The sequence below is a fragment of the Protofrankia sp. Cas8 genome (genome assembly GCF_963555845.1).
Lineage (GTDB): Bacteria > Actinomycetota > Actinomycetes > Frankiales > Frankiaceae > Protofrankia.
In genome coordinates, this window is record NZ_CAUVXI010000044.1 from 1 (window position 1) to 21,253 (window position 21,253).

23 protein-coding genes are annotated in these 21,253 nt (G+C 68.0%); 9 read left to right on the plus strand and 14 right to left on the minus strand.

Translation table 11 applies throughout. The features are described from left to right. The 4 genes from U9977_RS09190 to U9977_RS09205 all read right to left on the minus strand — a co-directional run. On the minus strand, positions 1 to 190 hold a 190-nt coding region (locus tag U9977_RS09190; RefSeq protein WP_322748778.1), incomplete at its 3' end, for a transposase. A 52-nt stretch (positions 191 to 242) separates the two neighbouring features. Further along, on the minus strand, positions 243 to 1,049 hold the full coding sequence (locus U9977_RS09195) for a tyrosine-type recombinase/integrase (protein ID WP_322748779.1): 807 nt from the start codon (positions 1,047 to 1,049) through the stop codon (positions 243 to 245). Then, complete coding sequence (locus U9977_RS09200) at positions 1,046 to 1,213, minus strand: hypothetical protein (RefSeq protein WP_322748780.1); 168 nt, start codon at positions 1,211 to 1,213, stop codon at positions 1,046 to 1,048. Before U9977_RS09200 ends, U9977_RS09195 begins: the two co-directional genes overlap by 4 nt. 199 nt (positions 1,214 to 1,412) lie before the next feature. Next, entirely contained in the window at positions 1,413 to 2,432 is a 1,020-nt protein-coding gene (locus tag U9977_RS09205; protein ID WP_322748781.1) for an aldo/keto reductase, read from the minus strand. A 111-nt stretch (positions 2,433 to 2,543) separates the two neighbouring features. Here U9977_RS09205 and U9977_RS09210 point away from each other — a divergent pair, with 111 nt between their 5' ends. The 4 genes from U9977_RS09210 to U9977_RS09225 all read left to right on the plus strand — a co-directional run bounded on the left by U9977_RS09210 (position 2,544) and on the right by U9977_RS09225 (position 5,570). Next, a complete protein-coding gene (locus tag U9977_RS09210) occupies positions 2,544 to 3,173 on the plus strand; it encodes a helix-turn-helix domain-containing protein (RefSeq protein ID WP_322748782.1) in 630 nt (209 codons plus the stop codon). Positions 3,174 to 3,443: 270 nt separating this feature from the next. Beyond that, positions 3,444 to 4,853, plus strand: coding sequence for an ankyrin repeat domain-containing protein (locus tag U9977_RS09215; protein ID WP_322748783.1), 1,410 nt, complete (start codon positions 3,444 to 3,446; stop codon positions 4,851 to 4,853). A 130-nt stretch (positions 4,854 to 4,983) separates the two neighbouring features. After that, positions 4,984 to 5,283: a type II toxin-antitoxin system Phd/YefM family antitoxin gene (locus U9977_RS09220; RefSeq protein ID WP_322748784.1), complete on the plus strand. Its 300-nt coding sequence runs from the start codon at positions 4,984 to 4,986 to the stop codon at positions 5,281 to 5,283. Further along, positions 5,280 to 5,570 carry a type II toxin-antitoxin system RelE/ParE family toxin gene (locus tag U9977_RS09225; RefSeq protein ID WP_322748785.1) on the plus strand — a complete coding sequence of 97 codons (291 nt, stop codon included), beginning with the start codon at positions 5,280 to 5,282 and terminating at the stop codon, positions 5,568 to 5,570. The genes U9977_RS09220 and U9977_RS09225 overlap by 4 nt, the downstream gene beginning before the upstream one ends. A 398-nt stretch (positions 5,571 to 5,968) precedes the next feature. Here U9977_RS09225 and U9977_RS09230 read toward each other — a convergent pair whose 3' ends face one another. Together U9977_RS09230 and U9977_RS09235 are read right to left on the minus strand one after the other, a co-directional pair. Further along, entirely contained in the window at positions 5,969 to 7,219 is a 1,251-nt protein-coding gene (locus U9977_RS09230; RefSeq protein ID WP_322748786.1) for a HEAT repeat domain-containing protein, read from the minus strand. 824 nt (positions 7,220 to 8,043) lie between these two features. Then, complete coding sequence (locus tag U9977_RS09235) at positions 8,044 to 8,418, minus strand: hypothetical protein (protein ID WP_322748787.1); 375 nt, start codon at positions 8,416 to 8,418, stop codon at positions 8,044 to 8,046. Between U9977_RS09235 and U9977_RS09240 the strand changes: the two genes are divergently transcribed. The 3 genes from U9977_RS09240 to U9977_RS09250 all read left to right on the plus strand — a co-directional run bounded on the left by U9977_RS09240 (position 8,411) and on the right by U9977_RS09250 (position 9,554). Beyond that, positions 8,411 to 8,644, plus strand: a complete 234-nt coding sequence (locus tag U9977_RS09240; RefSeq protein ID WP_322748788.1) for a hypothetical protein — start codon at positions 8,411 to 8,413, stop codon at positions 8,642 to 8,644. The two genes, U9977_RS09235 and U9977_RS09240, sit on opposite strands and share 8 nt — an antisense overlap. A gap of 227 nt (positions 8,645 to 8,871) precedes the next feature. Continuing rightward, positions 8,872 to 9,147: a type II toxin-antitoxin system Phd/YefM family antitoxin gene (locus U9977_RS09245; protein WP_322748789.1), complete on the plus strand. Its 276-nt coding sequence runs from the start codon at positions 8,872 to 8,874 to the stop codon at positions 9,145 to 9,147. Then, positions 9,135 to 9,554 (plus strand): PIN domain-containing protein, encoded by a 420-nt coding sequence (locus tag U9977_RS09250; RefSeq protein WP_322748790.1) that lies wholly within the window; start codon positions 9,135 to 9,137, stop codon positions 9,552 to 9,554. Before U9977_RS09245 ends, U9977_RS09250 begins: the two co-directional genes overlap by 13 nt. Before the next feature lie 115 nt (positions 9,555 to 9,669). Here U9977_RS09250 and mqnC read toward each other — a convergent pair whose 3' ends face one another. After that, positions 9,670 to 10,926, minus strand: a complete 1,257-nt coding sequence (gene mqnC / locus U9977_RS09255) for a cyclic dehypoxanthinyl futalosine synthase (protein ID WP_322748791.1) — start codon at positions 10,924 to 10,926, stop codon at positions 9,670 to 9,672. 81 nt (positions 10,927 to 11,007) lie between these two features. Continuing rightward, positions 11,008 to 12,384: a serine/threonine-protein kinase gene (locus U9977_RS09260; RefSeq protein ID WP_322748792.1), complete on the minus strand. Its 1,377-nt coding sequence runs from the start codon at positions 12,382 to 12,384 to the stop codon at positions 11,008 to 11,010. 349 nt (positions 12,385 to 12,733) lie between these two features. On the opposite strand from U9977_RS09260, the gene U9977_RS09265 reads away from it, so the two are divergent. Next, positions 12,734 to 13,786, plus strand: a complete 1,053-nt coding sequence (locus U9977_RS09265; RefSeq protein WP_416210533.1) for an NAD(P)/FAD-dependent oxidoreductase — start codon at positions 12,734 to 12,736, stop codon at positions 13,784 to 13,786. A 48-nt stretch (positions 13,787 to 13,834) separates the two neighbouring features. After that, positions 13,835 to 14,347, plus strand: a complete 513-nt coding sequence (locus U9977_RS09270) for a CbiX/SirB N-terminal domain-containing protein (RefSeq protein ID WP_322748794.1) — start codon at positions 13,835 to 13,837, stop codon at positions 14,345 to 14,347. Here U9977_RS09270 and cobA read toward each other — a convergent pair. The 6 genes from cobA to U9977_RS09300 all read right to left on the minus strand — a co-directional run bounded on the left by cobA (position 14,325) and on the right by U9977_RS09300 (position 20,381). Next, positions 14,325 to 15,617, minus strand: coding sequence for a uroporphyrinogen-III C-methyltransferase (gene cobA / locus U9977_RS09275; protein ID WP_322748795.1), 1,293 nt, complete (start codon positions 15,615 to 15,617; stop codon positions 14,325 to 14,327). The genes U9977_RS09270 and cobA overlap by 23 nt on opposite strands. 353 nt (positions 15,618 to 15,970) lie before the next feature. Further along, positions 15,971 to 16,615, minus strand: a complete 645-nt coding sequence (locus tag U9977_RS09280) for a hypothetical protein (protein ID WP_322748796.1) — start codon at positions 16,613 to 16,615, stop codon at positions 15,971 to 15,973. Positions 16,616 to 16,830: 215 nt separating this feature from the next. Then, complete coding sequence (locus U9977_RS09285; protein WP_322748797.1) at positions 16,831 to 17,502, minus strand: phosphoadenylyl-sulfate reductase; 672 nt, start codon at positions 17,500 to 17,502, stop codon at positions 16,831 to 16,833. Positions 17,503 to 17,793: 291 nt separating this feature from the next. After that, the gene (locus U9977_RS09290; RefSeq protein ID WP_322748798.1) at positions 17,794 to 19,518 is read right to left on the minus strand and encodes a nitrite/sulfite reductase; all 1,725 of its coding nucleotides are present in this window, start codon (positions 19,516 to 19,518) and stop codon (positions 17,794 to 17,796) included. Positions 19,519 to 19,573: 55 nt separating this feature from the next. Continuing rightward, positions 19,574 to 19,681, minus strand: coding sequence for a putative leader peptide (locus U9977_RS09295; protein WP_322748799.1), 108 nt, complete (start codon positions 19,679 to 19,681; stop codon positions 19,574 to 19,576). A gap of 268 nt (positions 19,682 to 19,949) precedes the next feature. Further along, positions 19,950 to 20,381 carry a response regulator transcription factor gene (locus U9977_RS09300; RefSeq protein ID WP_322748800.1) on the minus strand — a complete coding sequence of 144 codons (432 nt, stop codon included), beginning with the start codon at positions 20,379 to 20,381 and terminating at the stop codon, positions 19,950 to 19,952. Positions 20,382 to 21,253 lie beyond the last annotated feature (872 nt).

Genomic DNA, 21,253 nt, shown 5'->3' on the forward strand with positions numbered 1-21,253 from the left:
GAGGCAGGTATGACCAGGGGATCCCGGTCCGGGTCACGTACTGGATCGCGTTGACGATCTCTCGGAGGTCGTGGATCGGCGGCTTGATGCCCAGGCCGCGATGGCTGGCCCGCCAGGCGGTCAGGACCGGTTCGATCAGTGCCCAGCGGTCGTCGGAGAGGTCGGAACGGTAGGTGGGTCGAGGCTGCATACCGCGGGCCTACCGGCAACTCCAGATCCTTACAGGTGTATCCGGCCCATCATCATCCAGACTTATCGGATGAGTCACCACCAACACGAACAAGACGCCCTCTGAGGTCATGCACGCGGGGGCCGTGTCCTCGACCGCCGTGCGGGATGCGGGCCTGCCAGAGGAACCGGCGGAAGTTCCTGTTGACGTTCATCAGTGCGAGCGGCTCGCCGTCCGTGCCCGGGAAGAACCACTCCCCGCCTGCGCGCCGGATCGCCGGGTGGGCGTCGAACGTCGCGAGCCTGCGGCGCAGCGACGCCGCGACCGGGGTCTGCCGGTCCTTGCCGCCCTTGGCGTTGCGGATCTGCAGCACGCCGGTGGTGAGGTCGACGTCGTCGACCCGCAGCAGGCGGGCTTCGGAGGCCCGCAGACCGCAGCCGTAGATCGTGCGGAACAGCACCGGCATGACCAGGTGGCGCACCGGGACCTGGGCGCAGTAGTGGCACCGGTCGGTCTGCGCGAAGAAGGCCGCGAGTTCCTCGTCGGTGTAGATGTGCGGGACGTAGCGGACGGGCCGGGGCAGCGAGCCGTAGGGCAGGACGTAGGCCGCGACCCCCCGCCGGTGAAGCCAGCGAGCCAGTTCCCGGACCGGCGCGGCCAGGCCCTGCATGGTCGCCAGCGTGACCCCGCGCCGCCGTCCGGCCGCGATCCACGCCTCGACGCACTCCCGAGTGGGCGTCTCCAGGCCGGGGAACTCGCCGCGGGCGAACGCGGCGAACCGCGCCAGCATCCGCTGTTCGGCGTCGTACGTGTAGCCGACGGCCCGCTTCTCCGCGACCAGCGCCGTGATCGCGCCGGTCAGCGTGATCTCGGCGCTCACCGCGACGCCTCCCCGCCGGCCGGCGCATCCGGGTCCAGCGCACACGTCTGCAGCAGGGACAGCGAGGACTTCAGATACACGCCCGTCGACGCCACGGACTGGTGTCCGAGAATGTCGGCGATCTGCTCGATCGGGGTTCCGCCTTCCAAACTGGTAGGCGGCAATGTTCGAACCGCGTTGTATTCCTCGGCTGGTCATGATCGATTCCTGGGTCCGCATACGACTCGGGAGCCGGCGGTCCAGGCTCGCGGAGCTCTGATCCGAAAATCCACCGGAACGTGGGCAGGCTAACGCCCACGTTCCGGTGGATTTTCGGATTAGGATCGCGGATCTAGGTCTGCCCAGACCACGTGGGACTCGCTCTTAGGCGGCGGTGGGCAGAGTGACGGGTAGGCCGGTGACGGGTGCGTTGGCGGGAGCGGACACGGTGTTGAGCTGGTCGACGAGGTCCGCGGCCAGGCTGAGGTCGATGCCGGTGAGGTTGTCGGTGAGCTGGTCGACGGTACGGGGTCCGAGGATCACCGAGGTGATGCCGGGACGTGCGACGGTCCAGGCGATGGCGATGGCCGATGGGGTGGCGCCGACGAGGTCGGCCACCTGTGTGACCTCGTCGGCGATGTCGAAGCACTCCTCGCGTAGCAGCGTTGTGGCCCAGCTGGCGGCTGTGGGGTTGAAGGCGAGCCACTGGTGAAGCCGGGTTCCGGGGTCGGGTTGCCGGCCTCGTCGGTAGCGGCCGGCGAGCATGCCGCCGGCGAGTGGTCCGTAGGTGAGGGTGCCCAGGCCGTGGCGGGCGCAGGCGGGCAGGATCTCGGCTTCGATCTCGCGTGCGAGCAATGAGTAGTGGGGCTGAAGGCTGATGAACGGCGTGGTGCCCAGGCGCTGGCTTGCCCACTGGGACTCGATGATCTGGCCGGCGGTGTAGTTGGAGCAGCCGACGTAGCGGACCTTGCCCGAGCGGACGAAGCTGTCGAGGGTCGCCATCGTCTCCTCGATAGGCGTATCCGGGTCCCAGTTGTGGCACTGGTACAGGTCGATGTAGTCGGTGCCCAGGCGACGCAGACTGCCCTCCAGAGCGCGGGTGAGGTGCAGCCGGGACAGCCCGCGGTCGTTGGGGCCGGCGCCCAGCGGGCCGGAGCCCTTCGTGGCCAGGACGACCGAGTCGCGCCGCGTGGCGATGGCGCGCCCGACGACCTCCTCCGATCGGCCGCCGGTGTAGATGTTCGCCGTGTCGATGAGGGTGCCGCCCGCGTCGAGGAAGGCGCCGATGATCCGACGTGCTTCCGGTTCGCCGCAGGGTGCGTCCGGACCGATGCCGAAGTTCATCGTTCCGAGCGCCGCTCGGGAGACTTTGAGGCCCGAGCGCCCCAGCAGCGTGTACTGCACGCGACCTCCTCCGAGAATTCGGGGCGACGCCCCGGTTCGATGAGCCACACTATACGGGGCGCCGCCCCGGTTCACGATGGGGTCTGTGGCGATCGGAGCAGGATGGAGGCCATGGGGATTCAAGGCGATGCTCCGGACGCCGGAGGCGCCGAACCGGCTTCGGCTGGCGAGGGGTGCTCGGCCCGTCCGCTGCGCGCGGATGCCCGGCGCAACCGCGAGCGAGTGCTACGCGCCGCGCGTGAGCTGTTCAGCATTGAGGGGCTGTCCGTCCCTCTGGACGAGATCGCGCGCCGAGCCGGTGTCGGCGCGGGCACGGTGCATCGGCACTTCCCAACGAAGGAGACGCTGTTCGCCGCGGTCGTCGTCGACCAGGTGGAGCAGCTCATAGCGGATGTCCGCGCCCTCGCTCAGCAGGCCGATCCCGGCGATGCGTTGGTGGAAATGCTGGAGCGCATGCTTGCCGAGGGCGCCGCGAGCCTGCCCCTCAAGGCCGCGCTGGCGGGAACCGACTTCGACATCCGGACCACCGCTCCCGAGGTCGCGGCCCGCCTCCGCGAGACGCTGCGGGCTTTCCTCCAGCGTGCTCAGGATGCCGGCGATATCCGGGGCGACATTGATATCGACGACCTGTTTGCGCTGCTTGCCGGTGCGTTCGCCACTCTGCGCCATGCCGACGCGCCCCCCGACCAGGCCGTGCGCCTCAACACGGTTCTCTTCGACGGGCTGCGCACCAGGCACTGACAACCGCCAGCCAGGGGCGGAACTTCCGGAATTACCAGGTCGACAGAACGCAGGTTCGATTCTATTGTCGATATTGTCGAGTGGACGGTCGCCGGGTATCGCCCCTGGTCAGTCGACGAGTTCGTCGACGACCTCGCGAAGCGCCATCCTGGTCGGTCGAATGATGCCGGGAAGGACCGAGTCCACCTCGTCGCACGTCGCACGGCCGGTAGGATGTCATCTTCTTCACGCCTTCAGCCGCGGGCCGGGAAGGCGACGTGAGGAGATGGCATGGCCAGTCGTCCGATGCCGGCAACACCCAACCTCAACCAGCTTCGCCGCCGGGCAAAGGAACTGCGCGACGCCGCCCGTGCCGGCGACCCGGCCGCGCTGGAGCGGATCGCCGCCCACGTGGACGAGCGCCCGCAGGGGCCGGTGAGTCTGTCAGCCGCGCAGATGGTTCTCGCCCGCGAGCACGGGTTCGCCAGTTGGCCACGACTGAAAGCCGAGGTCGAGGCCAAGGCGCTGGACCGAGCCGGACGGGTCGAGGCGTTCCTGACAGCAAGCGTCACCGGTCGCGGCAGCCTGGCAGGACGGCTGCTGGTCGAGTTCGGACTGGGTGCCGGTGACGCGACGCGGGCGTTGCCCGGGGCGCTCGGCAAGGACAGCCCGGCGGTCGTCGAGGCGCTGCTCGCGGCCGGCGCGGACCCGAACACGGTTGGCCGTGATGGTCTGTCCGCTCGACGCATCGCGGTCCGCCGCGGCCGGGACGACGTCGCCGCCGTACTGACCCGGTACGGCGCCGTGGATGACGCCACGGATGCCGATCGGCTACTCGGCGTGTGCCGACGCGGCGACCGTCAGGAGGCGCGTCGGCTGCTCGCCGAGTATCCCGACCTTCCGGGCCGCCTTATCAGAGACGATCACGCGGCGTTCGTGGACGCGGCCGAGTACGCCGGTGTCGGCCCGGTCGCCCTCATGCTCGATCTCGGCTTTCCCGTCGGGGTGTACCGGTCGGTGGACGGCGCGACCGCGCTGCACGCCGCCAGCTACGCCGGCCGTCTCGACGTGGTCCGCCTGCTGCTCGACCGTGGCGCCGACATCGATACCACCGACCGGCAGTGGGGGTCGACCCCGCTGGCATGGGCGACGGTCGGCAGCGGGGAACGCCCCGCCTACAGCCCGGACGGCGACTGGCCCGCCACCGTCAGTCTCCTGCTCGCCGCCGGGGCGTCCCGGGACGGTGCGTGGGTCGGGGGAAAGCCGCCCAGCGACGAGGTCGCCGTCCTTCTCGCCCGCTACGGCATCGGCGCGCCCGACGACGACGATTCGTCGTCGGCCGAACCGCCTGCGCCGGCGGCCCGCCGGATCAGCGAGCAGCTGCGCACAGCGTTCAACACCAGCGACGACCAGGCGCTCGCCGACGTGCTGCACCCCGACGTCCGCTGGGGCGGCGGACCAGCCGGCTGCCACAGCCGCGCCCACGTCCTGGAGTGGTACCAGCTGCTACGCGCCCAAGGGGTCCGCGCGACCGTCGAGGAGATGACGGTCCACGGTGACACGATCATCCTCGGCCTCGCCGTCACCCACGCCGGGCAGACCGACCGCCCCGCCGACCCAGCGGATCTCCTCTACCAGGCGTTCACCGTCGCCGACGACGCCGTGGTGGAGATCCGCGACGCAGACCAGCACCGCCCGTAAGGCGCTCGTGACCACTCGGGGTCAGCGGCAGACCGCCGACCGGGAGTCGATGAACCGCCGGCGCACGGACATCTTCTGAACCTCTGTCGAACTGCCTAGACTTCGCGCCAGTTTTTGTATGCTCGCAGCCATGGTCGTCATGCCGTTCACCGAGGCGCGCAACCGCCTGTCGGAGCTCATCGACGAGGTGGAGCGCACTCACGATCGGGTGGAGATCACCCGTCATGGGCATGCCGTGGCAGTCCTGATCTCTCCCGACGATCTGGCGGCGCTGGAGGAGACGCTGGACGTGCTGGCGAGCCGGGAGGCGATGCGGCAGCTCGCGGAGTCCGCAGACGCGGTCGAGGCCGGTGACGTCCTCGATGCCGAGGAACTCGGCGTGCTCATGGCGAAACGCGCACGGAACGCCGACCGGCCCGATGTGAGGTGAGCAAGGCCGGTGGCCAGCCGTTCGAACTCCGGATCACCGGTCCCGCGGCCCGCGTTCCCGCCAGCCGACTGCCTGAGAAGATCGCAGCAGCTGTCCACGAATTCATCACGACCACGCTTCTGGACAACCCCCGCCGGCTCGGTAAACGACTCCTCCTCCCGCCATACGAGGACACCTGGTCCGCTCGGCGCGGCAGCTATCGCGTGTTCTACGAAATCGATGAGGAAAACCGCATCGTGACCGTAACCGCCGTCGAGCACCGGTCTTACGCGTACCGCTCGCGCTGACCGCGAGACTCGAGCGGAACAAAGGCCCTGCGATGAACCCGTCGTCCTTCTCCAGATCCTCGGCCGGCGGGAAAGTAGCTACTGCTCGATGCGGATGTGCTGACTTCCAGCCATTCGCGCAGCTTGAGGCTGCCGCGCTTCCTCATCGTTCCGCACCGTCGTCTGGCCCGGTCGTGACCATGCATCGGGGCCGGGTGATCAGAATAGTGCTGATCGGTATATTTCGGTATATTGATGACAATCGTTACGACGACGGGCTGCGGCGGCCGGCCAGCCTGCTCATGGCCGACGACGGGGTCGAGAAGCGCGAGCCAGTCCCGAACCGTCGCATCCACGTTGATCGTCATCATCGTTATACCAAGCAGTCTGCCGATCAGAAGACTGCTTGGCTGGCTGTGTCACGGCAACGCATCTGTCGCCGCGTCACGGACCGTGGGATCTTCGTCGTTGTCGGCCCGGTCCCACAACAGGATCGCGGTGGCGGGGTCGTCCGGCCAGTGGGCCGCGATCGCTTCAACGGCCATCCGGCGCACGTCCCGGTGACGGTCGTTGACGGCCCGGTCATGCAGCCACGACAGCGTGCCGGGATGTTCCCGCCAGTCGGTGACGATCGCCTGCATGGCAACTGAACGAACATCAAAATGAAGGTCGTCGGTAACCCGTCCCCGCAGCAACGCCACGGTGGTCGGATCGTTGCGCCAGCCCGCGACGACCGCCTGGACGGCTGCCCGCCGCACATCCACTCTTTCGTCGTGGACCCCGTGCTCACTCAGCCATGGCAGGTTCGCAGGGCCGCACTGCCAGCTGTTCGCGATGGTGTCCACCAGCAGGGAGCGCGCGGTGGAGTCGTCCTGCGCCCGCCGACGCAGCCACGGCAGCATCTCCGGGTCATCCCGCCAGCGCGCGGCGAGCACCCGAGTCGCCGTGTCACGCACAGCAGATTCGTCGTCGCCGACGGCAAGCGCACGCAGCAACGGCAACGTGTCCGGGTCATCGCGCCAGCCCGTGGCGAGCGCCCCCGTCGCTGCGCATCTGACCGCGACGTGTCTGTCGTTGCTGATCAGTTGATGCACCAGGGACCGGGTGACCGCATCGTGCGGCCAACCCGCGCTGATGGCTCGTACCGCGGCGGACCGTACGTTGCCGTTGTCGGCATGTGCGACCTGCTCGGTCAGCCACGCCCGGCTGGCAGGACCGCCCCGCCAGCTGTCCGCGATTATCGTGAGCGCCGCCTGCGACTCAGCCGTGTTCGGATGGGCAGCGACCACGTCGGGGAGCAACGGCAGCGCAGCAGGGTCATCCTGCCAACCGGCCGCGATCGCCGTCAGCACCGCCGTCCGCACCGCTGCATCCTCGTCAGCGACAGCCCGCGCACCGAGCACGGGTAGGGCAGTCGGATCGCCCGGCCAACCAGCCCCGACCGCTTCCACAGCCGCTCGACGCACCGCCGCGTCCGGGTCCGCGACAGCGCGGTCGAGCAGGAACGGCAGAGCCGCTGGATCGTCCCGCCAGCCGGCCCCGATCGCCTCCACAGCCGTTCGCCGCACAAACGCATCCCCATCGACGACAGCCCGATCTCGTAGCAACAGAGACACGCCGGGATCACCCGGCCATATCTTCACGATCGACATGAGGGCCAGCCCCCGCATAAGTGGATCATCCGTGCTGATCGCCCGATCCCGCAGCTTCGCAAGCGTCGCAGGATCATTTCGCCCCGCCGGGTCGATCTTCTGAGTCCCTATTCTCGCCGGTTCCATATGCACGCATGGTAGTGCCGCTCTCTGGCCTCGCGACCCATGACCCGTGCCTGTGACTCGAAGGAGAACCGGGTGGTCCAGCCGGAAGCTCGGCGCCGAGCCGTACGCCACCCTGACCGCGTGAATCCGCCGTGGATAATGGCAGCATGCCCTCGACAACAAGCACTCTACACGTCGGCTACTGTCAATACTCCTTGTGCGACGGCAGCATTTCACCACCGACCCCCGACGCGGTTAATAAGGTTTTTAATGGCAATACTCTCGTGGCAGGAGGAGAAGGATACCTTCTTTTTTTTGCTGGAACACACACCGGCAAGATCCGGATAGTTGTTAGCTTGTGCGAAATGGAGCCACCGCTCGCTCTCGATGAGTGGGAAGCGGCCGTCGACCTGAGTTACTACAGCCCGGAAGCAAAGACATACCTTTACGACTGGGATTGGAATCCACAGAAAAATACCGGGAACCTTGCGCATGCCGGGCCCGGCTGGTACCGGACCCGGGTCCAGACACGTGGCCGCGCGCTAGGTCGTAAGCACGATTCGTCCAAGGATCCCGTCGAAGAACATTCGATCACCCTCTGGCCGGCCACAGGCCCCGAACCGGACCGGGTCCACAAGATGGACGACGCATTTCCTGCCCACAGGTAAAACACGGAGGTTTCCCATTACCAGCGTCAATGATTATGCCCGCCAGCCGGCGGACGCGCCGTCAGCGGATCATCCAAGGCCATGGAAGACAGGGCTTGAAGCCGGGGCTTCCTGGCTGGCGCTCGGAGCGCTCATTGTCCTTGGCACCGGCTGTGGGGAATCGTCCAAGGCGAGCGCGTCACCGTCCGCCCCGAGCGTCGCCCGAACGGCGGAACCCACGGCGATCGGATCGTCGCCGATCGTATCCGCCGCTCCCACCGGGGAGCGCGCCACTGTCCGGCCGTCGGTCTCCCAGTGGCTGATCGACCGCACCGCGGAGCCCGGTGTGGTCAGGTCGCCGTCCGCGTCCAGCAAGGTCCGGACGGTTCCGACGAGCGCCACGGCCCCGGCGGCAGCCGACGTGACGGTGTCATGCGGTATCGAGTACGAATCAGGGTTGCCCACCGCCTTTGTCGTCGTCTCCAACCACTCGACCGCTGCCAGCGACTATGTCATCCACATCGCGTTCGGCAGCAAGGACGACCCGACGGACACGGGAGCCGGTGTGGCGACGGTGAGTAACATCGCTCCCGGCCAGATATCCCCATCGCAGCGAGTCAGCTGGGGGCACGACGACCTGCCCGGCGGCTTTACCTGCAAGGCAACGCAGGTGGATCGGCACGCACACTGACCGAACAGGGCAACCCCCCCTGGCGCAGCGGCGGCAGCCGGCGATCTTTCGAGGTTTGTGCGCTGAATACCCGCTTGTTGATCGCACAAAGCTCGAAAGATCGCTAAAATCGGGGCTGATTGCAGGCCGGAGCCGGTTTTCAGGCTGTCGGCAGGGTGGTCGAGGAGAAGCGTGAGGCCACCCGGTCGTCGACGAACCCAGTCATCAGAAGTTCTGAATCAGCTATCATGAAGAGCATGCATGTGATGACGGCGTCCGAAGCGTCCCGGAATTTCAGCGCGGTTCTGGACGAGGCCGAGCAGGGCGAGACGATCGTCGTGACCCGCAGCGGACGGCGGGTCGCCGTGATCATGCCAGCACCACAGACCAACGGCGAAGCCCTGCGGGAAGTGTTCCGCCGCTGGGGCGGCCAGGCTGGCATCGACGAAACGTTCGCCGCCAACGTCGCCGGCGCGCGGGAAGCTGCCTCGGCGCTTGCGGACACCGACCCGTGGCACGACTGATCCTCGACACGGGCGTGCTGGTCAACGGCGCCCGGGGCCGACTCGACCTCGCCGCGATCAGCGATCAGGACGACGTCGTCCTACCAGCCGTGGTTCTCGCCGAATATGGCGTCGGCGTATTGCTGGCCACCGATGAGGCCACCCGGGCCGCGCAACGCGCGTTCCTCGCGGACATGCTCGCCGTCACCCCCGTGGAGAACTACACCCCTGACGTCGCCGAGCACCATGCCGAACTACTCGCCTGCACGCGTCGCACCGGCAAGCCCCGCGGGGCTCATGACCTCATCATCGCCGCGACCGCTCGCGCCACCAAGCGTGTTCTGGTGACCACCGACGAACAGGCCCGTTTCGACGAGCTGCCCGATGTCACCGTCCGCCTGGTCACCCCCGACCGCGCAGGCCGATAAGAACGCGCAGCGGCGGCAGCCGGCGATCTTTCGAGGTTTGTGCGCTGAATACCCGCTTGTTGATCGCACAAAGCTCGAAAGATCGCTACCAAAGATCGTTACGAACGCGCGTCCGTCAGCGGGTTGCGACGATCGGCAGCATGGGTGGCGACGACAGTGCGGTCGAGGAGTAGGCGGTCGAGGAGTAGGCGGTGGAGGAGAAGTGGGAGGCCACCCGGTCGTCCACCGGATCCTGCGCAGGGTCACGGTGCACGACCAGGTGCCGGTAGAGCGTGTCGCGCTGAGCGGGGATCCGGTCGGCGGTACGGATCAGACCGATGAGCTCGGTCCGGTTGGTCCGGTGCCGGGCACCGGCCGAGGACACCACGTTCTCCTCCAGCATGACCGAACCCAGATCGTCCGCGCCCATGTGCAGGGTGAGCTGACCGACCTCCTTGCCGGTCGTCAGCCACGAGCCCTGCAGGTGCGCGATGTTGTCGAAGAACAGCCGAGCTACCGCCACCAGCCGCAGGTATTCGATCGTGGACGCCTGCGTGCGTCCGCGCAGGTGGTTGTTTTCCGGCTGGTAGGTCCACGGGATGAACGACCGGAAACCGCCGGTGCGGTCCTGGACGTCGCGGATCATCCGAAGGTGCTCGATGCGCTCGGCGTTGGTCTCACCGGTGCCCATCATGAACGTCGCGGTCGATTCGACACCGAGACCGTGGGCGGCTTCCATCACCGACAGCCACACATGGCCGGGTTCCTTCAGCGGGGCGATGGCGTGCCGGGGACGCTCGGTGAGAATTTCCGCCCCTGCGCCGGCAAAGCTGTCGAGCCCCGCGTCGCGCAGCCGAACAATGACGTCGTTGTAGCTCAGCGCGGACGTCCGCGCGATGTGGACGACCTCGCTGGCGCCCAGGGAATGCAGGGTGAGCTGCGGGTACGTCCGCTTGATCGCCGCGAAGGCAGCCTCGTACCACTCGATACCGAACTCGGGATGGTGGCCGCCCTGGAGCATGATCTGGGTTGCCCCCAGCTCAACCGCCTCGCCGCATCTGGCGACGATGTCGTCGACATCGCGGACCCAGCCTTCGGAGTGACCCGGAGCGCGGTAGAACGCGCAGAACCGGCACGCGGTCACGCAGACGTTCGTGTAGTTGATGTTCCGATCGATGATGTACGTCGCGATGCCATCCGGGAAACGGCGGCGCCGGACGGCGTCGGCTGCCTGGCCGAGGGCGTGCAGCGGGGCCTTCGTGTAGAGCAGCAGCGCCTCGTCGGGGCTGATCCGCCCGCCGTCCGCGGCGCGGGCGAGTACAGAGGAGATCTCCCCCTCGCTCACCACCGAAGGCGCTGCAACTACCGGAGAACCGCTGTCGGCATCATCCACAAGGCTCACCCTGCGATGGTACGGCGAGCGGGCCTGCCGCCCGAGCTTTCGGGTGCGGGGGGGACGACAGCCGATGCCGCCTCACCCCTGGCCGGTCCGACCAACGCCGGTCCGGGCGCCGTCGACCTTGTTGCGCACCCGGTCGATGACATCGCGCTGAAAACGGTCGACGACCTGATGCTGGAAGCCGTCCTGGGCATGGGTCCAGACCTGCTCCCAGAGCCGACCCCGCTGGGTGTCCCAGACATGGGTGACACGGTCGACTCCGGACATCACCAGGAAGATCAACAGAAGGAGAATGATCAGACGCTTGCCCGGTATCCGAGGGCGCCACCGCCGTCGGCGGCGCGACGGTGCATACCGCTCCGGTGCATACCGCTCCGGCGCATACCGCTCCGGCGCAGGTGCTTCCCGGCCATACCGCTCCGGTGCATACCGCTCCGGTGCATACCGCTCCGGTGCATACCGCTCCGGTGCATACCGCTCCGGTGCATACCGCTCCGGCGCGGATGGCTCCGCAACGCCCAGCCTGGTACGGCCGTCGTGCCCGGGCCTGGTTGCGACGGCACCCACCACAGGTTGGGAACGCGGGTCACCCGACCAGGTGCCGTCGAGGACCTCGGGCACGGCGGCGCGGGTGCCGGACCGAAACCGTTCCTGGTCACCGAGTAGAGCCCGCACGAGCTGCCCGGCGGATGGCCGGGCCCGCGGATCCCGATCCAGGGCCGCCGCAACCAGCGGACGAAGATCCGCGGGAACACCGTCGAGATACGGACGCTCCATGACGATCCGCTGCGCGATGTCGAGCGGGGCACCGTCGCCGAAGGGATGGCGCCCGGCCGCCGCATAGGCGATCAGCAGGCCCCAGGCGAAGACGTCGGCGGCCGGGCCCACCGGCGCGCCCTCCATCTGCTCGGGTGCCATCCAACCCGCCGACCCCAGCACCATGCCGGTGCGGGTACGCCCGACCACCGCGTCCAGCGCCCGCGCGATCCCGAAGTCGATGACCCGGGGCCCCGAATACGACAGCAGCACGTTGCTCGGCTTGAGGTCGCGGTGCACGATGCCGGCGCCGTGGATGGCGGTCAGCGCAGAGGCCACCCCCACCGCGACCCCCTGCAGAGTCGACAGCGCCAACGGCCCACGGCTGGTGACGACATCGTCCAGGCGGACCCCGTCGATGTACTCCGTTACCAGGTACGGCAGGTGGGCGCCGGGATCGGCGTCGAGTACCTGCGCGGTACAGAAGGGCGCGACCCGGCGGGCCGCGGCGACCTCGTCGGCGAAACGTGCCCGGAACTCCGGGTCGGCCGCGAGATCTTCTTTGATCACCTTGACGGCCACCGGACGGCCGGCTTCGTCCTGGCCGAGGTACACCACGCCCATGCCGCCGACGCCAAGCCGACCGACGACCCGGTACCGGCCGATCCGGGCGGGGTCACCGCGCTGGACGGGCATGACCTCCCGCGGTCCATCGGATCCCGACTCCGGTCGCGCGCTCCCGTTCACCATGTCTTTTCTGATCGCAGTCCTCCCGACCAGCGCCATGATCGATGACGCACAGTCATGAATTGGAATACGGCCCGCTCCGACGGTAGCTGGCCGGCGGGCGCGCCACCCGTCGGTGTCCCGGCGTAACCGCGCTCCGGCCAGCCACGCCGGTCCGGTTACACGGTCAGGGCGCCTCAATCGCCGATACGGCAGGATGGGGCGGAAGCCCCCTTCCATGGTGCCGACCGGCCCTTGCGTATGCGATCCGGCGGGGCCGCATATCCCCGAAAGCCCCCAGGAGTTACGCGTGGACGCAGTGACCCCCGCAGGCCCCGACAGCACCGGCCATGACAGCTCGACGCCAGCAGACCTCGACACCGACATATTGATCATCGGGGCCGGGCCGGCCGGGCTCTTCGGCGCCTACTACGCGGGGTTCCGCGGCATGTCCGTAGCATTGATGGACTCGCTGCCCGAGGCCGGCGGTCAGGTCACCGCGATGTATCCGGAAAAGATGATCTATGATGTGGCCGGGTTCCCGGCCGTGCGCGGCCGCGATCTGATCGCCGCGCTCGTTGCTCAGGCCGGGGCGTTCTCCCCCACCTACCTACTCGGCCAGCAGGCCGCTGAACTTACCCACGAGACCGACGCCGTCGTGGTCACCAGCGCGCAGGGAACGCGGGTCCGGGCGAAGGCCGTCGTCATCACCGGCGGGCTCGGGACGTTCACCCCCCGGCCGCTACCCATCGGCGGCGATCACCTGGGCCGCGGTCTGGTGTACTTCGTCCCGAAACTCGACGTCTACACCGACACCGACGTCGTCATCGTCGGCGGCGGTGACAGCGCCTTCGACTGGGCGCTCGCCCTCGAACCGCTGGCCCGCTCGGTGACACTGGTCCACCGCCGGGACAAATTTCGCGCCCATGCACACACCGTCGGGAAGGTGCAGGCCTCCCGGGTCGAGGTGCTGACATTCACCGAGGTCAGCGCCATCCACGGCGACGAGCGGGTCGAGAAGGTGGAACTCGCGCACAGCAAGTCCGGTGAGCGCCAGGTCCGCCCGGCTCAGGCGATCGTCGCCGCACTCGGCTTCACCGCGGACCTGGGGCCCCTGACCCGCTGGAACCTGACGATCGACAAGCGCCACATCGTGGTGGACCCGACCATGGCGACCGGGCTCGAACGGGTCTTCGCCGCCGGTGACATCACCGAGTACCCCGGCAAGGTCCGCCTGATCGCTACCGGCTTCGGCGAGGTCGCCACCGCCGTGAACAACGCCGCTCCGATCATTGACCCGTCCGCCAAGGTCTTCCCCGGGCACAGCTCCGACGACGGTGCCGGCGTGGGTGACCAGACCGTGCCAGCCTGACCGGGCTGACCGAGCTCGCCGGGCGCGTCGTGGCGCAGACTGGTGGACATGCGGGGTCTGTTGGTAATCGGGCATGGCTCGCGGCGGGATGATGCGAACGCGACCGTCCGCGCGGTCGCCCGACTGCTCGCCCAGCCCGACCGCGCCGAACCCGACCACGCCGAAACCATCGGTGCCGAAACCATCGGTGCCGGAGACAACGGGCAGGCCCGCTGGGGTGCGGTGGAGCCAGCGTTTCTGGAGCTGGCCCAGCCCGACATCGTCGCCGGCTACGGGATCCTGACCGCGGCGGGCTGCACCGAGATCGTCGTCCACCCCTTCTTCCTGTTCGAGGGCAACCACACCACGCACGACATCCCAGCCGCCCTCGCCAGGGCGCAGGAGCAGTTCCCTGACACCCGTTGGTGCCTGACCGCACCGCTCGGCCTGCACCCGGGGGTGCTGGCCGCGGTCGCCGGCCGCATCGAGGACGCGCTGACCGGCGACCATCCGGGAAACGATCAACTGGCTGGCAATTCTGTCAGCGCCGGCGCCGCGCTCAGCGCGATCGGGCCTCGGTAACAGCCGTGACGACAGCGGCGGCAAGCGGGTAGATACCAGGCTCGGTTGCCACGGCGTCGACTCGCAGGCCGGCCCGCTGACACGCAGTTACCGTTCTTACGCCCATAGCCACGACCAGAATCCCGGGCGGCAGCGGACCGTAGAGCGCCGCCGTCGCCCGAGCCGCGGTCGACGACGCGAACGCGACCGCGTGCAGGTCACCGTGGTACAGCTCCTCGGCGATGCGCGGGTCGGGCTCGGCCTCGACGTCAGCCACCGGACCGGGACGCGACACCACGGTCTCCACCGCGTCCGCGCCGAGAGCGCGCAGTCGCGCAGCGAGCAGACCCGGACGCGATCTGGTCCGCGGAACGAGCACGCGGACACCCGCCAACGGATACCCGGCGCCGCTCGGCCCGGCACCGCTCGGCGGACATTCGTCCCCACCGGGAGGCGGAGTGATCCGCGCCGGGGCGTCGCAGCGGGCCGCGACCGCACCGATCACCACCACCGCGGGCGAACGGACACCCAGGGCGATGGCATCGACCGCGATCATGTCCAGAGTGCCGCGGACGACGCGCTGGGCCGGCGTGGTAGCCCGTTCGATCACTGCGACGGGTGTGTCCGGTAACCGTCCTCCGTCGATAAGCGCGGCCGCGATGTCAGCGAGCCGCGCGACGCCCATCAGCACGACAAGGGTCATCCGGGATGCCCCGAGCGCCGCCCAGTCCACGCCTGAGTCCGGATGCCCGGGCGGCAGATGGCCGGAGACGACCGCGACATCCTGGGCGACACCACGGTGGGTGACCGGGATCCCGGCATAGGCAGGACCTGCGAACGCCGAGGTCACCCCGGGGACGACGGTGCATGCCACCCCGGCGAGCCGACAGGCTTCGGCCTCCTCGCCGCCACGTCCGAGTACGAACGGGTCCCCGCCCTTGAGCCGGACGACCAGGTGACCGGCAAGCGCGCGATCGACCAGCAGCGCGTTGAGGTCCTCCTGGGTCCGGGTCAGCGCGCCGGCGCTCTTACCACTGTAAATGATCTCTGCATCGGGCCGGACGAACGCAAGGACCTCAGCGGACACCAGGCGGTCGGTGACGACGACGTCGGCCCTGCCAAGCAGTTCCCGGCCACGGATGGTCTGCAACCCCGGATCCCCCGGCCCGGCCCCGACCAGCCAGACCTCCCCCGGGACCCGCGCCGGCCCGTCCCGCCCCGGCCCACTCGCGGCCCGCTCTCCCCCAGGCCCGTCCCCCTCGCCATCGTTGGGTGCCCGGCCATCGCTCATCCCTACGACGCTACCGCCCTGGAATCTCTGTTGACGCCTACGCTCACACAGTCGATCATCAGCTACAGCCTGCCTCCTGCTGGGGGGATGGGAAGTGATGGCCGGGACCCCGCCGGACGACGGGACCCGGCCTTCGCGCTGTCCGAGCGCCGCACCAGGGGCCACCGCAACTTCCTCGGCCGGACTGGCCAGCCACGAGATCCGTGGTCCAGCTGACGAGACAACTTGACTACCCTGACGAGACGACGCATGCTTGTATCACGCTCGCCTCCTGAGGGGGGATGGGAAGTGAGGCCGGGACTCCCGCCGGACGACGGGACCCGGCCTTCGCGCTGTGCTGAGATGACTCCTCGTCATCGAATGGCGATTTCGATCGTTGTCAGTAGATGTCCGATACTGGTGACGAACTGGTACTGGCCATCGCAAGCGGCCGACACCGCGCCAGCGACCGCATCGGCGATCCACAACATCTGCTCCTGAATAGGCCAGGAATGGTCAACGCGTAGCTGTTGCGAAATTATGTGACTACCGCGCAGGGCTGCAACCATCTCTTGATCATTCCGATTCAGTGGCGGCGTACGAGCTTCAAGCCACACACGGCTGATCCTCCGCCGGTCCAGCTCATGGAGCAGCCGCTCCATGCAGATGCGGCGGGCACGCTCCTGCTTCTTGCGATCGACCGGCGCGCCCACGACAACGACCGCCGCCAGATCAGCGCCCGCCACCAACGAGACGACCTTCCGTCTGCGCGGTGCGTCCTCGTCCCGCCAGTGCAGCCGTTGCTGGCGCTGTCCCAACAGGGACCTGAGACTGTCACGTATGGGCTGGCACGACGACACCTCGGCGACAGCTGCGGCCAGGATGTAGAGGCCGGGCTCGCCAGCCCGTAGGCGCAGCGACTCGTCCACCCAGGCATGCAGGGTGCCAGCCGCCGGGCCATGCGAGTCGTGCGGGCCATGCGGGTCGTGCGGGCCATCAGTCGGGGATCGCAGGGTCATGGTCGGATCCGTTCGCGGTGTCCAGTACGCGCGTCATCACGTGGTCGACCAGACACACTGGACAACCACACGCGAGATCATCGCACCGCGATCCGACATGTCGTCATACCGGCCCGACAAACCGTGACGGAATGTGGTCCGCAGCGAACGAACAGATCGCTAACCGCCCGAACGCCGCCAGTTCCCCTGCACCGCAACAGCCGGGATAACCGAGGTCAGTGGATGCCGCACTCGGTCTTGGTGGTACCGGCCCAGCGACCCGCACGACCCTCACCGCGCTTGGTGCACGGCCAGCAGCCGACGGAGTCGTAGCCGTCCGACAGCAGTGGATTGACGATGACGTCATGCTCCTGGATGTAACGGTTGACGTCCTCGTCCGTCCACGCCGCCAGCGGGTGGATCTTCACCTTGCCGCGTCGCTCGTCCCACCCCACGGCCGGCAGGCTCGCGCGCCCGGTGCTCTCGGCCCGCCGCGAGCCCGCCGCCCAGGCCCGGTAGGGCGCCAGCGCGCGGTCCAGCGGTACGACCTTGCGCATCCGGCAGCACAGGTCCGGATCGCGCTCGAACAGCTTCGGCCCGTACACGGCGTTCTGGCCGGCCACGGTGAGCTGTGCGCCGGCACTGATCAGTGGAAGATCATAACGGTGCATGACCGCGTCCCGGGTACCGATCGTCTCGGCGAAATGGTAGCCGGTGTCGATGAACACCACCGGGACGTCCGAGCGGATCTGGGCCAGCATGTCGACGAGCACCGCTTCCGCCATGGACGCGGCGACGACCAACTTCGTTCCGAACTCCTCCACCGCCCAGCCCAGGATCTCCTGCGCGGGCGCGCCTTCCAGCTCGTCACCGGCGCGTAGGGCACGGGCTTTCAACGCGGCATCCATCAGTCGTTCTCCTCCGTCGCTGCTCCATCGCTGCCAGAACCGCCGTATCAGTGCTCGAATTCCGCTGGACCATCCGACCTGGGCAATTCGTCCGACCCGGGCGACCCGGGCGACCCGGCCGACCCGGGCACCACCGCGAGGGCGGTCATGTTGAGCCGGAAGGCCCGCCGACAGCTCTTGCACGACCACTGACCATGACCGGAGCCGCCGGATGCCTCCTGCTCCGGTGGAAGGTAGGGAACGAGATCCTCCTCGCCGCAGTACGGGCAGTAAAAAGGAACGGAATGCCCGCTACTCATCAGCGGCTCCGGATGCGCCGGTCCGATCCGCCGGAGCGGTCAGGACGGACTCGTCCACTCGTTCGACCCAGTCCGCGAAGGACTCACCCTGGTCACGGCCGTCCACATAGGCGCGCAGGAGCCCGTCGACATAGTCGACGACTCCGGCGGATGTGACCTTCAAGCCACGGGACTTGCGGCCCAGCCGCGACCGCGTGCCGATATGACCACCGAGGTGGAGCTGGAAGCCTTCGACCATCTCCCCGGAGGAGTCCGGGACCAGGGAACCCTTCAGCCCGATGTCGGCCACCTGGAAACGCGCGCACGCGTTCGGGCACCCGTTCACGTGGATGCCGATCGGCTCGTCGAAGTCGGGCAGCCGCCGCTCCAGCTCGTCGATCAGCGATCCGGCCTTCGCCTTGGTCTCGACGATGGCGAGCTTGCAGAACTCGATGCCGGTGCAGGCCATGGTGCCGCGCCGGAAGACGCTCGGCCGGACGACCAGGTCGAGCGCGGCGAGTTCCGCCTCCAGCTCGTCGACCCCGGCCGGGTCGACGTCGAGGATGACCAGCTTCTGGGTGGTCGTCGCGCGGATGCGACCCGTGGCGAAACGATCGGAGAGATCCGCGACTGCGGCGAGCGTCGTACCGCTCAGCCGCCCGGCCCGGGGGGCGAACCCGACCGCCATGCGGCCGTCTGTCTGCGGGTGGATGCCGATGTGGTCGCGTCCCTCGTTACGTGGCGGCGGCGGTGGCGGGCCGTCGGGCAACGGTGCCGTCAGGTACTCCTTCTCCAGCGTGGTGCGGACCCATTCGGGCCCCATGTCCGCGACCAGGAACTTCAGCCGCGCCCGGGTGCGCATCCGCCGGTAGCCGTAGTCCCGGAACAGGCACGCCACGGCGTGCCAGACCTCGGCGATGCGGTCAGGGGTCACGAAGGTGCCGAGCCTGACCCCGAGCTTGGGGTTGGTCGACAGACCGCCACCGACCCACAGGTCATAGCCGGCGCCGAGCTCCGGGTGGACGACCCCGACGAACGCGATGTCGTTGATCTCATGCAGGGTGCACTGGTCGGCGCACCCGGAAACGGCACTTTTGAACTTGCGCGGCAGGTTACTCAGGGATGTGTCACCCACGTAACGCCGGACGATCTCCTCGATCGCCGGAGTCGCGTCGATGACCTCGTCGCCGTCGACACCGGCCAGTGGGCATCCCAGGATGACCCGCGGGGTGTCGCCACACGCCTCGGCCGTTGTCATCCCCGCGCCTTCGAGCGCCGTCCAGATCGCGGGAACATCCTCGATACGGATCCAGTGCAGCTGAATATTCTGACGGTCGGTGACGTCCGCGACGTCCCGGCCGTACCGGGTGGAGATTCCCGCGATCACGCGCAGTTGATCGCTGGTCATCCGGCCGCCGTCGAGGCGGATCCGCTGCATGAAGAAGGGCGCGTCGAGCTCCTCGGGCTCGAGGACGGCCGTCTTGCCGCCGTCGATTCCCTCCTTACGCTGGGTGTACAGCCCCCACCAGCGGAAGCGGCCCCGCAGGTCCTGCGGGTCGATCCCGGCGAACCCGGTGTACGGGTAGCGGTTGAGAATCCGGTCCCGGACAGCGAGACCGTCCTGGTCCTTCTTCATCCGCTCATTGGCATTGAGCGGCTCGAGGTGGCCACGTGCCCACTGGCCCTGTCCCTTCGGACGGGGCGGGCGGGCCGAACTGGAGCGTGCAGGGGTTGTCATCGAGTCTCTCGCAGCCGGGTGCGGGGTGCGCCGAGAGCACTGGCGCGCGGGCAGGTCAGCGGTGACGCGGACAGACCGCGCTCGCGACCCTGAGCAGGTCGACGTGCAGGCGCGCGACCAGACCGACATCCACCAACGGGACGTCGGCCAGAACAGAAGCCACCGGACGAACATCCGGGCCGAAGCAGGTCATGTCCGAACCAGTCAGACGGAGCCTCGGGCGCATGGTCACAGCCCTATGTTTCCACATCGGGCGCCCACAAGGCAGCGGTCATGCTCTGAATCAACACAAAACTACCGAGTGTCTACAAGCAGCGATCGCCATGCGCCTGAACCACATGATTTCGGACGGTTGGCCTCCCGCCATTCACAGGTCCCGACAGCCACAGATCCCGACAGCCACAGATCCCGACACCCACAGATCCCGACGTTCAGCGCCGGGTGGAGCCGCCTGCGGCAACCCGGGCCGGGGCACGGCCGCACACGTCTCGAAGGCGGTCGACCAGGCTGTCGGTGGCGAGGCCCTTCTCGATCAGCGCATGCGCGCCCAGCGCCGAGGCCCGCTCGCCGAGAGCCTGTTCGGAAAAGCCGGTGAAGATGACGACGCGGGCGCCCGGCGCGGCGCGACGTACCCCGGGCAGCGCCGCGAGGCCGTCCAGCACGGGCATCGAAACATCAAGCAGTACGAGGTCAGGGTCTGTCCGCGAAACGACGTCAACCGCTTCGACCCCGTTCCTTGCCTGGCCGACGACCACGAAGTCAGGTTCCATCTCCAGCAGAAGGCACACGAGGTCGCGCACACCATCCGCATCGTCGGCCACGACGACGCGAACCGCAGCCTGCGGCTCCGACTCCCCGTCCATATCAGACGTTGTACGCCACGCCGACACCCCCGCCCATCGTCATTAGGGGTGGTTTCCAGAGCTAGCCCCCCGCGTTCGCTAAGGACCGACGCCGGTGGCGGGCGATCCGCGAACCCGCGATGCTCGCGTAATCCCCGGCAACTCCTGGGATGAAGCAATGTGGAATGATTGTTTGTAGATTGTCTTTGATGCGTCAAAAGTAACAACGACAACAACTGTCGGCAACTTCCAGCACACTCAGGGCCTCCGATCGACCAAATGTTGTCGATCATGACCCCTGTCGCACACCTGGGTACACCGAGAAAAACCGATCAGCTAAGAGCGCCCGGCAACAGGAGTGTGGATCAAGGAGCGGGGCCGGGGCGCGTGCATCGCCAGGCGAAGGAGCGAGCCACCCTGGCTGGTGTCGACGAGCCCCTTGACGCCCTGCGCTCGACTCGGCGGCTGCCGACAACCGCGACCCGAGCCGGCACGGCGACATAGGCACGCAAATCACCGAGAGTAATAAAAAATAATCTTTAGGTGAGAGACCTTCGAACTCTGGCCAAAATAGGTGCACCGTGACGTAAGATGGTCACAAAAGGTGACACGATTTGTTCGGATCAGTCCATGGAAGCAACGTCCGGTAAGTAAGCCAGGTCCCGCATGTAAGCCACGTCCAGTTTGGCACCGTGACACCGATCGGGTCGGTCGGCAAACTCCTGCTGCCCGGCGTTCTCGAAAGGAAGCAGACGCAGATGCGGCAACGGAGCCGAGTCCGTGACGGCACGGCCACCGCGGAGGATCTTCTACCACGGGAGATCCGTCGCAGACGTGAGGAACGAGGGCTCTCCCGGGACGATCTCGCGAAGATCGCTGGTTACAGTCGACAG